The organism is Gemmatimonas sp., assembly GCF_031426495.1.
GTDB lineage: Bacteria > Gemmatimonadota > Gemmatimonadetes > Gemmatimonadales > Gemmatimonadaceae > Gemmatimonas.
In genome coordinates this window covers 119,372-131,888 of the sequence record NZ_JANPLK010000021.1, presented here as the reverse complement: position 1 = coordinate 131,888, position 12,517 = coordinate 119,372, and the positions used below count along the sequence as shown (strand labels likewise).

The 12,517-nt window shown below is 65.4% G+C and carries 9 protein-coding genes; 5 read left to right on the top strand and 4 right to left on the bottom strand.

The annotated features are described in order from the left end of the window. Nucleotides 1-9: 9 nt before the first annotated feature. Entirely contained in the window at nt 10-1,989 is a 1,980-nt protein-coding gene (locus RMP10_RS06960; RefSeq protein ID WP_310569646.1) for an ATP-binding protein, read from the bottom strand. A gap of 82 nt (nt 1,990-2,071) precedes the next feature. Next, complete coding sequence (locus RMP10_RS06955) at nt 2,072-3,946, bottom strand: M28 family peptidase (protein WP_310569645.1); 1,875 nt, start codon at nt 3,944-3,946, stop codon at nt 2,072-2,074. A 122-nt stretch (nt 3,947-4,068) separates the two neighbouring features. Between RMP10_RS06955 and RMP10_RS06950 the strand changes: the two genes are divergently transcribed. The 3 genes from RMP10_RS06950 (at nt 4,069) to RMP10_RS06940 (ending at nt 9,315) form a co-directional block, all read left to right on the top strand. Next, nucleotides 4,069-7,071, top strand: a complete 3,003-nt coding sequence (locus tag RMP10_RS06950; RefSeq protein WP_310569644.1) for a hypothetical protein — start codon at nt 4,069-4,071, stop codon at nt 7,069-7,071. A 136-nt stretch (nt 7,072-7,207) separates the two neighbouring features. Beyond that, the gene (locus RMP10_RS06945; protein WP_310569643.1) at nt 7,208-8,113 is read left to right on the top strand and encodes a histone deacetylase; all 906 of its coding nucleotides are present in this window, start codon (nt 7,208-7,210) and stop codon (nt 8,111-8,113) included. Between the two features lie 41 nt (nt 8,114-8,154). Beyond that, nucleotides 8,155-9,315 (top strand): PQQ-dependent sugar dehydrogenase, encoded by a 1,161-nt coding sequence (locus tag RMP10_RS06940; RefSeq protein ID WP_310569642.1) that lies wholly within the window; start codon nt 8,155-8,157, stop codon nt 9,313-9,315. Nucleotides 9,316-9,555: 240 nt separating this feature from the next. On the opposite strand, the gene RMP10_RS06935 is transcribed toward RMP10_RS06940, so the two are convergent. Beyond that, nucleotides 9,556-10,056: a DinB family protein gene (locus RMP10_RS06935; RefSeq protein WP_310569641.1), complete on the bottom strand. Its 501-nt coding sequence runs from the start codon at nt 10,054-10,056 to the stop codon at nt 9,556-9,558. A gap of 141 nt (nt 10,057-10,197) precedes the next feature. On the opposite strand from RMP10_RS06935, the gene RMP10_RS06930 reads away from it, so the two are divergent. Both RMP10_RS06930 and RMP10_RS06925 read left to right on the top strand, forming a co-directional pair. Further along, nucleotides 10,198-10,656, top strand: a complete 459-nt coding sequence (locus tag RMP10_RS06930; protein ID WP_310569640.1) for a RidA family protein — start codon at nt 10,198-10,200, stop codon at nt 10,654-10,656. Between the two features lie 142 nt (nt 10,657-10,798). Then, nucleotides 10,799-11,035, top strand: a complete 237-nt coding sequence (locus RMP10_RS06925) for a hypothetical protein (RefSeq protein WP_310569639.1) — start codon at nt 10,799-10,801, stop codon at nt 11,033-11,035. Here the strand turns inward: RMP10_RS06925 and RMP10_RS06920 are convergent. Then, complete coding sequence (locus tag RMP10_RS06920) at nt 11,020-12,471, bottom strand: nitronate monooxygenase (protein ID WP_310569638.1); 1,452 nt, start codon at nt 12,469-12,471, stop codon at nt 11,020-11,022. The two genes, RMP10_RS06925 and RMP10_RS06920, sit on opposite strands and share 16 nt — an antisense overlap. Between the last annotated feature and the right edge of the window lie 46 nt (nt 12,472-12,517).

The window sequence follows — 12,517 nt, the reverse complement described above, 5'->3', positions numbered from 1 at the left end:
GGCAGCGTCTTATTCTACCAGCCTATCCCCCCCGCCGCCCCCCCCACGGGGGGGGGGGGCTAACTTGGGGTCAGAGTCTTTGATCGTGGCGAACAACGACTCTGACCCCTTGATCGCCTTGATCGCGTTGATCGCAGCCGGCTCTCCAGTCGCCACCGGAAAATAGATGTGAAACGTCGAACCGCGGCCCTCGGTGCTGGCCACATGAATCGCCCCGCCCGACTGCTGCACGATGCCGTACGCGAGGGCGAGACCGAGTCCGGTGCCGCGTCCGCGGTCCTTCGTGGTGAAGAACGGCTCGAACATTCGCTCGCGCGTGGCCGGGGAGATGCCGGTGCCCGTGTCGGAGGCGCTGATCTGCACGTAGCGGCCGGCGGGGAGCGTCGGCGCGTCTAGCTCGTGGTCGCCCAGATCGACCTGCGACGTGGTGATCTGGAAGCGGCCACCACCCGGCATCGCGTCGCGCGCGTTGGCGGCCAGATTCATCAGCACCTGTTCGACTTGCCCACGATCAGCGCGTATCACCCCGAGCTGCGACTCGAGCGACAACGTCAGCGCGATGGACTCCCCGAGCAGGCGCGCGATCATGCGTTCGATGCCGGTGACGACGTCATTGGCATCGAGCACCTGCGGCGCCATCGCCTGCTGGCGGCTGAAGATCAGGATCTGCCGTGTGAGCTCGGCGGCGCGATGGGCAGACGCCAGGACGCCTTCCACGTCATCGCGCACCGGCGACGCATCGGGGAGATCGGCCAGCGCCATCTCGCTATGCCCGATGATCGACGACAGGTAGTTGTTGAAGTCGTGGGCGACGCCGCCGGCGAATGAACCAAGGGCTTCGAGTTTGTGCGCCTGTCGGAGCTGTTCCTGCGACGCGGCGAGCTCCGCATTCCGCTCCACGATCGCGTCGGCCATTGTGTTGAACGTCCGGGCCAAGGTACCGACTTCGTCGTTGCTGGCGATGTTCGAGCGGCGCGCCATGTCGCCGGTGGAGATGGCCCGCGCATCTCTTGTCAGCGACTCGATCGGCGACACGAAGCGCGCGATGATCCAGTAACCCAGCACGACCACCGTAAGGCTGAACAGCAGGCCCAGCACCATGTCCTGCGTGAACTGCGTGCGCGACGGGCCGAACGCGTACTCGGTAGGGATGCCGACGTACACCCGCCAAGGGATCTGCGTGAGGGTCTGCGCCCCGAACAGTCGCTCCACGCTGTCGATGGAGCTGGTGACGAATGTCCCCCACGCCAGCGGTGCCTGCATGACAGACGGACGCGGCTCCTGCGGAAAGACTTTGCCGATCCACCTGTCGGCATCCTTCGAACGCAAAACAATGCGGTCGGCGGAGTCGATCACCGACAGGATCGACCCAGGCGGCAGCGAGCGGGCGACGCGCATTGCCTCCAGCGAGTCGAGGAGGACCGACGCGCCCACCATGGCTTTCACGCGTCCCGTCGAGGAATAGAGGATCGGCGTGATGAACGGAAGCACCCACGGACTTCTGGCGAGGGTTCGTGAGCGAGTGGGAACGCCGACCGTGAACTGCTTGGTGCGCAACGCATCTTGGAAGTGCGCCGGAGTCCATCGCGTGAAGCTCGCCCTTCCGTTGCTCGGCAGCATGGCCGCGCCCACGTTGTTTCCGAGCGAATCGACAATGTAGATATTCGAGTACGGAACCGGCGAATCCGCGTAGAGGTCGCGCAGCAGTTGATCGTTGATTTCCGGCGTCGCGCCGGGGTCGACCAGCCGGCGCACGCTGTTCAGCAATGTGTGGGCATTGACGATCGTCGCATCAAGCGATCGGGCCACGATCGCCGCCGTTTGCTGCGACTGCTCGGTGATCCGGCGTTCTTCTGCCGTGCGGCGCTCGCGGGCGCGCAGAAACGCCAGCGAGATGATGACGGCAGCCACCACCAACGCGGCTATTTGCAGCCGACCACGAATACTGAGCAGTCTCGACGCCGATCGGCCTGCGGAGGGAAGGTTCACCTTCAGAAACTACTGAGCGGTGGTAGCGGCAACAATAACGGGTGCCGCTGCCATGCCGTCCCGACGTCTCATCACCCAGAAGTTAGCGATTGCAGCTCGGATAGGTCGGGTCGGCGCCGCCGATTTCCGGCTTCTCCTTCCGGTTGGCCACGGCCGTCATCACGTCGTGCACAAACCGTCCCAGGCGCGCGGCGTGATCGTAGTCGATGTACCGCGCCTCGTCCGACTGCATGTGGTAATCGGGACCGTAGCCGAGCGACATGTAGACGACAGGAATGTTCTTGCGAACGTAGTTCACCTGATCGCTGCGGCAGAAGCGGTTGAGCGGGTTGGCGGGAATGTCCCAGCTCTTGTCGATCGCCATCGGCTCCGGGCTGTTGGCGTTCACCGAGTCGATGATGTCGCCGAAGTCGCGCGAGAGTCGACGCGCGCCCAGCATCTGCACGGAGTTGGGTCCGCCGAACTTCACCTGATCCACGCGGCCCTTGCCGACCATGTCCATGTTGTGCGCCGCGACCACCTTCTCGATCGGGATGGTCGGGTTGTCGACGAACCAGCGCGAGCCGAGCAATCCGCCCTCCTCACCTTGGTGCGACACGAAGATCACCGAACGCGCCGGCTTCTCCTTGGCGAACTTCTCGGCCAGCTCCAAGAGCACCATCGAGCCGGACCCGTCGTCGTCGGCTCCGTTCATGATCGAGTCCTTGCGGGCCGGGCGGGCCGCGCGCGCCTTCGCGATCAGCGCATTGATCTTCACCTGCTGCTCCGCGGTGGGAATGCAGGTCGGATCGTTGGCGCCCTGACGACGCGTTACGAAGTTCACGGCGCGCAGGGAGTCGTGATCGACGACCGTGGTGTTGATGCCCACGTGGTCGTTGTGCGCGCCCACCAACACGTACTCCTCCTTGAGCGTCGGATCGGAGCCAGGGAGCACGGCGATCACATTGCGCGCGGCATACGCCGCCGGACGCCACGTCTGGTTCCACGATGCTGTGATCGGCTGACCGACCGTACCGACGGTGATTTCGGAGATCGGCTTGCCGAACAGCTGTTCAGCCGTCTTGCGCGAGATCGTCGCGCCGGCCGGGGCGTCGGCGTTGACCGCCGCCGTTGGACGCATGCCGTTGCGGCCTTCGAAGGCTGCGTTGACCGTGGCCGGCGTCATGTCGTCAAGGCCGATCACGAGTACGGCGACGGCACCGGCGCGGCGGGCCCGCGTGTCACGGGCACCGGCGGCCGCGGCAGGAGCTGCGGCGCGGGCCGGCGTCGACGCCGCCACCTTGTCGGCAGCAAGAATCGCATTCACGCCGAACTTGTTGGGCACGTCGGCGCAGCTCACGAACGACACCGGTCCGCGCACGCCACCCGAGGCGCCAGCGCCCGGCGCGGCGAGGAACACCGCCACCTTGCCCTTGAACGCCTCCGGATCGAGCATCACCGCGGTGTCGCCCCAGGTGCCGGCGAAGACGGCCGGCACGCCATTGAGCTCCGCTTTGCCGCCGAAGCCGTTTTGTGCCGTGGGCGCGGTCGGAATCCAGTCGCGCTTGGGCGCAAACGCGGCGCCGCCGACCCGCAGCGCCGAGGCGCTGCTGTCGAACTGCGTGGGGCCGAACGGCAGCGTCTGGAAGTAGGTGCCGCTGTCGCCGGCCGGCTTGAGGCCGACGCGCTTGAACTCGCTGGCGATGTACTCGGTGCCCTTGAAGTTGCCCTTCTCCCCGATGCGGCGGCCCTGCATGGAGTCGTCGGCGAACTGGTAGAGGCGGGTGCGAAGGTCGTTGGCGGTGATCGCCGATACGGTCGGACGCGGCGCCCACGTACGCGGACCCTCGTCGGGCCACACCGGACGTTCCGGTCGCGCCACCTTGGTGGCGTTGGGGCGGTTCTGCGCGGAGAGCGCGACGGAGGCACCGGTCAGCAGGGCCATGGCCGTGGCAGCAAGACGTGCGGGTCGGAACACGAGACGCATCCTTGGTCGGGTAAAGCAGTGAGCCGAGCGCAAAGCAGGAAGCCCAGCGATCTCCAACAATACGCCGCATATTGCTCCGGCGTTCACCTGTCTCCCGCCGACCCTGGTGCCCTATGCGCGTCCGTCCTTCTCGTTTGCTGCTCCCGGCCCTGCTGTGGGCCCTCCCTGCCGCTCTGCACGCCCAGCCGACAACGTCGGTATCTGCGGCTGACCTCGGCGGCCTTCGCCTGCGGAATATCGGTCCCGCGTCCATGAGCGGCCGCGTGGTCGACATGGATGTCGTCGAGTCGAACCCGAGCACCTGGTACGTGGCGGGTGCCACCGGCGGGCTCTGGCGCACCAACGACAACGGCGTGACGTGGAGCTCGACCTTCGAGGCGCCGGTGCATTCGATTGGCGATGTCGCCGTGTTTCAGCCCAACCCACAGATCATCTGGGTGGGCACCGGCGAGCGCGCCAGCCGCCAGAGCGTGGGCTGGGGCGACGGCGTGTACAAGAGCAGCGACGGCGGCGTCTCGTGGCAGAACATGGGACTGCCCACCAGCATGCACATCGGACGCATTCAACTACACCCGCGCGATCCGAACATCGCGTACGTGGCGGCGCAGGGATCGGTATGGGGCGCCGGCGGGGATCGCGGGCTCTATCGCACCACCGACGGCGGACGCACTTGGACGCGCACGCTGTTCGTGGACGACGAGACGGGCGCCACCGATGTGGCAATGGACTGGAACGACCCGAATGTGCTCTATGCCTCCACGTATCAGCGTCGTCGCAGCGCGTACGGCTTCGACGGCGGTGGTCCCGGCAGCGCGCTCTGGAAGAGCACCGACGCCGGCATAACGTGGACCAAGCTCACGGGACACGGCCTGCCCGAGGGCGAGTACGGCCGCATCGGCATTGGAGTGTATCGCAAGAATCCGAAAATCCTCACCGTCAGCATCGAGCAGGGCGCGCGCTACAACGCGAGCACGGCGTACATCGTGCGCAAGGCGGGCGTGTATCGCAGTGAAGACGCCGGCGCCACGTGGACGTTCATGAGCGACTGGAATCCGCGCCCGATGTACGCCAGTCAGGTCATCATCGATCCGAATGATGATCAGCGCATCTACATGCTGAACGCCTATTCGTTCAGCGACAACGGCGGCAAGACGTTCACCGCCCCGCGCACCACCACGCATGGCGACGACCGCTTCGTGTGGGTGAATCCGAGCAACAGTCGTCACGTGGTGAAGCTCGACGACGGCGGCATCGGCATCAGCTACGATCGCGGCAACAAGTTCCTGTACGTCACCTCGCTCCCCCTGTCGCAGTTCTATCGTGTGACCACCGACAACGCGGTGCCGTTCAACGTGTACGGCGGTTTGCAGGACAACGGTTGCTGGATGGGACCGAGCGCCAGCTGGACCACGAGTGGCGTGCTGAACGATCACTTCTCGCGCCTCTGCGGCGGCGACGGCTTTCACGTGACGCCGAATCCGCTCAACCCGCGCACGGTGTACTCGGCCTCGCAGTTCCTGGGGTTGCAGCGCAACGACACGAAGACGTGGGAAGTGCAGGACATCCGCCCCGGGGATTCCACCGGACACATCGCCGGTCGTCGTAACTGGGAAACATGGGGCAAGCGGGGCGCCGAACAGGTATTAGGCAACGCGATGCATCCGGCCAACTGGGATGCGCCGTTCATCATCTCGCCGCACGATACGGCCACGGTGTACGCCGGTGGGCAGCATCTGTTCAAGTCGGTGAACAGCGGACGCACCTGGAAGGATCTCGGTGATATGAGTACGGGCGTGGATCGCTCGCGACTGCCACTTATGGGACGCCTGCCGGGTGAGAACACGCTGTCGCTCGACGACGGCGTGCCGTATTTCCCGGGTGTCACGGCGCTGGCCGAATCGCCGCGCATGAGGGGTGTGCTGTACGTCGGTACCGACGATGGTCGTTTCCGTGTGTCGCGTGATGGCGGCGCCACGTTCACCGATGTGCAAACCCGCTTTCCGGGACTACCCAAGGATTCGTGGTTCGCCGGCGTGGAAGCGTCACGTCATGCGGCGGGCACGGCGTACGTCGTGGTCGACAACCATCGCAGCAACGACTTCACGAACTACGTGTACGTCACCACCGACTTCGGTACCTCGTGGCGTCGCATCGATGCGGGGCTGCCGGCCAATCGCGTAACGCGCACGGTCCGAGAGGATCCGCGCAACCCGAAGCTGCTCTATGTCGCCACTGAGTTCGGCGTGTTCATTTCGCCCGATGCGGGCGGACAGTGGCTGCCGCTGCGCAACAACATGCCGACGATGCCGTTCAACGACATCACGATTCAGGCGCGCGACAACACCCTGATTCTGGCGTCGCACGCGCGCGGCTTGTGGATTCTCGACCAGATCAACGCGCTGCAGGAGCTCACGCCGGCCGTGGCCGCCAGCGCGGCGCATTTGTTCAGCATGCAGCCAGCCATGCAGATCCGCACCACGAATCTGCGTCCGCACACAGGCGACATGATCTTCCGTGGCGAGAACCCGGCCAATGGCGCGCTGATCGACTATTGGGTGCGCGACGCGGGAACGGCGGTGGAGCTCACGGTGCTCGACAGCGCCGGTCGCACCGTACAAGCGCTCAAGCCGCCGAGTGTTCGTGGCGTGAACCGCATCGTGTGGAATCTGCGCTACGCCGAGTTGCCCATTCGTAGTGGCGGTGGTGAAGATGATGATGCAGGGCCGAGCGCGACGACGCCGGGGCCGCTGGTGTTGCCCGGTACGTACACCGTGCGGCTGTCCTCCGGCGGCAAGTCGCAACAGCAGCGCGTGGTGGTGAAGGATGACCCGCGCATCGCGGTGTCGCGCGCCGAACGGGCGGCCTGGACGGCGTTCCATCGCGAGATCGCGGCCTTGGCGACGTCGCATGCATCGGTTGCCGAGCGGTGGCGGGCCAAGACCGGCACGGATGCGGCCACGCGCGACGGCAAGCGTCAGTCGAGCGAGTTGAGCGCGCGGATCTCGGGACTCTACGGCGCCGTGGCGCGCTACACTGGTGCGCCGACGTCGGATCAGCGGTCGGAACTCCGCTTCTACACGCGCATGGCGACCGAGCTGGAGAAGGCGGGTCGGTGAGTTTCGTATGGCTTCCATAGACTGCTGAACTGATCACACAGAGGCAAAGAGAAGAGGAGAAAAGGAGAAACTCTTTTTCTCTTTTTCTCTTTTGCCCTGTGTCATCTTTTCCAAGTACCGACGTTAGCGTTTAGGCATGCTCCACCTCTGGTCGTCATCCAAGTACGCCATCGAGCTCCCTGACGGGCATCGGTTTCCGATGTCCAAGTATCAGCTATTGCGGGAGGGCGTACTGAGCGAGGGACTCGTGCCACCCGAGCGGCTGCACGACCCGCAGCGGGTTAGCGTGGACGATCTGTTGCTGGTGCACACACGCGAGTACGTGGATCACATCACCAACGGCACGCTGCCGGCGGCGGAGCAGCGGCGGATCGGGTTGCCGTGGTCGGAGAGTTTCGTGGAGCGCGCGTACCGGGTGGTGCAGGGGACGTGCGAGGCGGCCGAGTCGGCGTTGCGGCACGGCGTGGCGATGAACCTGGCGGGCGGTACACACCACGCGTTCCCGGATCGCGGCGAAGGGTTCTGTACCTTCAACGACGTGGCGGTGGCGATCCGCCGGCTGCAGCGCGACGGGCGTGTCCGTCGCGTGGCCATCATCGATCTCGATGTGCATCAGGGGAACGGCACGCATGGCTGCTTTGCCGGCGACGCGCAGGTGTACACGTTCAGCATGCACGGCGCCAAGAACTTTCCGTTCCACAAGGTGCCGGGCACGCGCGATGTCGAACTCGACGACGGCACCGGCGATGCGGAGTATCTCACGCAACTCGAGACGCATCTGCCCGCGGTGCTGCGCGACGCGCGCCCCGACCTGGTGGTGTATCTGGCCGGCGCCGATCCGCATGAAGGCGACAAGCTGGGGCGCCTCAAGCTGACCTTCGAGGGGCTGTACCGCCGCGACGGCTTCGTGCTGAATATGTGCCGGGAGATCGGGGTGCCGGTGTGTGCCACCATGTCCGGCGGGTATGGCCGGGACGTGCGGGACACGGTGCAGGTGCACCTGAATACGGTGCGGGTGCTGCAGAGCTTCGCCGGGCGCTAAATTACCAAGGCTGCCCCTTTCCGTTACCAGGAGATTTCCGGATGGTTCGTCGTACGTTCCTGCTCGCCGCTGCGGCGAGCGCGCTGTGCGCGGTCCCCGCGATCGCGCAGTCGCCCGTTTACAAGTCGTCGGCGCACGACTACCGTCTGGTAACCGTGGCCGATGGTCTCGTGCAGCCGTGGTCGATGGCGTTCCTCCCCGGCGGCGACATGCTTGTGACCGAGCGTCCCGGCCGTCTCCGCATCGTCCGCGCCGGGAAGCTGCTGCCGACGCCGGTGACCGGCGTGCCGGAAGTGGTGTACCGCGGTCAGGGTGGACTGCTCGACGTGGTCGCGCATCCGAATTTCGCCACCAATAAGCTGATCTACCTCAGCTTCTCCAAGCCCACGGGTGGCGGGGCGGCCACGACAGCCGTCGTGCGTGGTCGCTTCGAGAACAACGCGTTGGTCGACGCCAAGGAAATCTTCGTGGCCGACACGAAGGGTGCGCCGGGCCACTTCGGCTCCCGCATCGCGTTCGACAAGAGCGGCATGATGTTCATCACTGTTGGCGAGCGTCAGGCGCCGCCCAGTGGTGATCTCGAGAAGCATCCGGCGCAGGACCTGTCGAACCATCATGGCAAAGTCATTCGCCTGTTCGACGACGGCCGCGTGCCGCCCGACAATCCGTTCGTGGGCAAGGCCGGCGCGAAGCCGGAGATCTGGAGTTATGGCCATCGCAATCCGCAGGGCCTCGCGATTCACCCTACCACGGGTGACGTCTGGGCCACCGAGCACGGCCCGCAGGGCGGCGATGAACTCAACCTGGTCCAGAAGGGGCTCAACTATGGGTGGCCCGTGGTCGGTTTCGGTGTGAACTACGGCCCTGGCGTCGCGATTCACGCTGGCACGATGAAGGCCGGCATGGAGAACGCGAAGAACGTCTGGGTGCCCTCGATTGCAACGTCGAGCCTCATGATCTACACCGGCGACAAGTTCCCGGCGTGGAAGGGCAGCTTCTTCGTGGGCGGACTCGCCGGCCAGCGCATCGTGCGTCTCACGTACGACGGCAAGGTGTTCAACGTCGAGGACAACCTCGTGCGCAACCAGGGACGCATCCGCGACGTGCGACAGGGACCGGATGGCTTCATCTACTTCTCCATCGACGATCAGCAGCAGAAGCCAAGCGCCGTGATGCGAATGGAACCAGTAGCGCGGCGGTAAACCGCCAAAGGCGCTAAGAATCAACGGCGCTAAGAGTGAGCAGCGCTAACAATCAACCGCGCTAAGAGTAAACGGCGAACCAGCGCTCAGAGCGCGGTTCGCCGTTTTCGCGTTCCATGCGTCGCGCCGTTGGTTCTTCGCGCCGTTGGTTCTTCGCGCCGTTGATTCTTAGCGCCTTTGACTTTTAGCGCTTTTGACTCTTAGCGCCGTTGATTCTTAGCGCCCCTGGCAGTTACGACCTCACTCCGGCGCCGCCATTCCCATCGCGCTCCATTCTTCCTTCGCCGGCCCGTACATGCCGGGAATGACCAGTCCGGCTTGGCGCATGCCGATCGTGAGCTGGCCGCGGTGATGCGCCTGATGCTTGATCAGCACATCGAGCGTGACACCGCGCGGCCAGGTTTCGCCGTACATGTCGTCGGTTTCGGACAAGGTGGCGTCGGTCCACTTCGTGGAGAGCTGTTCGCTCAGTGAGGCGGCGGCGGTGCGATAGGCGGCGGCAATCTCCGCAGCGTGCGCGGGCACGGCGTCATGCTCGCCGGCGCCGCTGACCGCGAGGCCCGTGCGGTTCAGCATCTCGGGAATCGACTGGGCGATGTGCCAGGCCAGACGGCCGACGGTGCGTCCACCGGGGAACAGCTCGTGCAACAGCGAGGCGTCGGTCAGACCGTCGAACAGCTTCCGCGTGCTGTCGGATTCGTACTTCCAGGAGGCGTGAAACGCCGCGAGCGAGGCGTACATGGGATAACTCGGTCAGTGATGGAGGGAGGAGTGATGCCTCAATGCTATGCCATGGTCACGGGTCTCGCGATGCTGATGTGCCGGGACACTTGACACGCCGCGTGAGCGGCGGGAAGATGTCGGATGACGTCTATTCTGCCCGTGGCTATACGACACATCACGTCGCTGGCCCTCATGGCCGTGGTGCCGTTCGCGTCCGCCTGTCGCAAGTCGGTGCGCACGAGCGCCGAGCCGCAGTTCATTCATCCCGACGGACCGCCGGCCAACCCGTTCTCGCCCGCGGTGCGCGTCGGCAATATCCTATTCGTGTCGGGCACGCTCGGTACCAAGCCCGACGGTACGCTGGTGCCCGGTGGCATTCAACCGGAAACGCGTCAGCTGCTCGAGAACGTCAAGCGCACGCTCGCCGCGGCCGGCGTCGGCATGGACCGCGTGGTGAAATGCACCGTGTTTCTGGCCGACCTCAAAGAGTGGCCCGCCATGAACGAGGTGTATCGCAGCTACTTCAGCAACGGCAACTATCCGGCGCGTACCGCGGTGCAGGCCACGCTGCTGTTCGGCGCGCGGGTAGAGATGGAGTGCGCCGCTGCCGCGAAGTAACACCGGCGTGACCACCATGCCTCGCGCATGATCACGTGTGTAGCCAAGACCTGGATCGTCGTCCTCGTCGAGTTTTGCGGTCTCGCGCACCAACTCGACGCGCACCGACTCGCCGCGCAGCTGCCGGCGTCGGCACCGCCGCGTGCTGCTCGCCTTCGCCGATATCACCGGCGCCTGTGAACGCATTCGCAACACGCCGATTCCGTTCTCGTACCGCGCGTACGTGAAGTATTTCGTGCTGCGGGATGCGCTGGTTACGCCGTTCGGCACCGACCGCAACGACTTCCCGCTCGACGAGTTGCCGGATCGCATTGTGTGCGATACCCGCGTGTTGCTGACGGGCGGCACCGATGCGACCGCCTCTCAGGACGACGCGTAGCCGCCCGACTGGAGGTATTCCACCACGTCGCGCGCCGTGTATGACGCGCGGCTCCCAAGGAAGGCGCCGATGTGCAGCAACTCGTCGCCGCTGGTGATCAACGCCGGTTCCTCGTCCTTGGTGGGTTCGTTGGTGGATTCGTTGGTGTGGAGTGCCTGCGGCATCCCGACGGCGGAAATCAGACCGTTGCACACGCACTGCCGTCCGATGGTATCGGCCAGCAGTCCACCCTTGTTCACGTAGTCCTGTTCCGGCTCGGCCGGGCAGCGATAGCCAATGCGCCCGTCGTCGCGCTGATACGCGTTGCGCAGGTAACCCAGGTCACAGCGACGCTCGCGTTCGAGCGTCGCCGGATGTCCGGGCCACGACACGACCTTGAACGGGAAGCCGGTGGGCGAGGTGCGCGGGTCCGTGCGAATGGCGAGATCGCCCATGCGCGCATGTTCGAGGACCGTCGCCTTGAGTTCGGTTTCAAAGCCCGACTCGTCGCAGTAGGCGAACAGCGTGCCGACCTGAATGCCGGCGGCGCCCTCGGTCAGCGCGTGCTGCAGCTGTTGCGGCGAACCGGTGCCGCCGGCGAGCCAGAACGGAAGGCCGAGTTCACGCATCTTGGCCAGATCGACGGCGTCTCGCTCACCGTAAATCGGCTCGCCGGTGGCCGACAGCGCCCCGCCACCGCGCGCGGGCGCGTTGTGGCCGCCAGCGGTCGGTCCTTCCACCACGAAGCCGTCCACGCGCCCCGAGGCCTTTCTGGCGAGGGTGGCGGCCAGCGAACTCGCGGCCACAATGGCGAGGAAGCGGGGACGCGTGAGCCTCCACGTCGCGTCGGCGCCGTGGGCGACCGGATCGAACGTGAGCAACGGCGCATCGGCGGCGGCGATACCCTCCACGTCGAAACGAAGCGAGGCGGGTGCGTTCGCAGCCAGCAAATCGAGCGCGAGTGGGATCTCACGCGGGATACCGGCACCCATCAGCACATAGTCGACACCGGCCAGGATCGCACCGTACAGGGACGCGAGATTCGGCAGCTGCAGCTTCGTGAGCAGGTTGATACCCACCACGCCATCGTGCCCGCTCTTGGCGAGAAACACTTCCACGAAGTTGGCGAGCATCGTGAGCTGTTGACGGGCCACGCTCACGTGCTGCTTGTACAGCGGGAGCAGCGTGTACGGCTGCCCCTCGCGTCCGTTGGGCAGGAAGTAGCGTCGCAATACCGACGCGCCAACCTCGGGAATCGGAAAGGCGTCGATCGCGCGGCGCATCTCGCCGTCCGTATCGCCGTCCTGCAGTCGTCGCACCAGCAGCGAGTCGAGCGCGGTGCCGGACACGACGCCCAGCTGTCCAAGGCGAGAGACTTCGCGCGCAAGCAACCAGCGCGATACGCCGACGCCCATGCCGCCTTGAATGATCACCGGAAGGGATGCCTGTGTAGTCATAGGCATGAAGGATGATCGAGCCCCCTCCGGACGGCTGTCGGCTATT

Excerpts from the sequence above, each read along its gene's own strand:
- RMP10_RS06950 (WP_310569644.1), top strand. The coding sequence starts at position 4,069 with ATGCGCGTCCGTCCTTCTCGTTTGCTGCTCCCGGCCCTGCTGTGGGCC.
- RMP10_RS06945 (WP_310569643.1), top strand. The coding sequence starts at position 7,208 with ATGCTCCACCTCTGGTCGTCATCCAAGTACGCCATCGAGCTCCCTGAC.
- RMP10_RS06940 (WP_310569642.1), top strand. The coding sequence starts at position 8,155 with ATGGTTCGTCGTACGTTCCTGCTCGCCGCTGCGGCGAGCGCGCTGTGC.
- RMP10_RS06935 (WP_310569641.1), bottom strand. The coding sequence starts at position 10,056 with ATGTACGCCTCGCTCGCGGCGTTTCACGCCTCCTGGAAGTACGAATCC.
- RMP10_RS06920 (WP_310569638.1), bottom strand. The coding sequence starts at position 12,471 with ATGACTACACAGGCATCCCTTCCGGTGATCATTCAAGGCGGCATGGGC.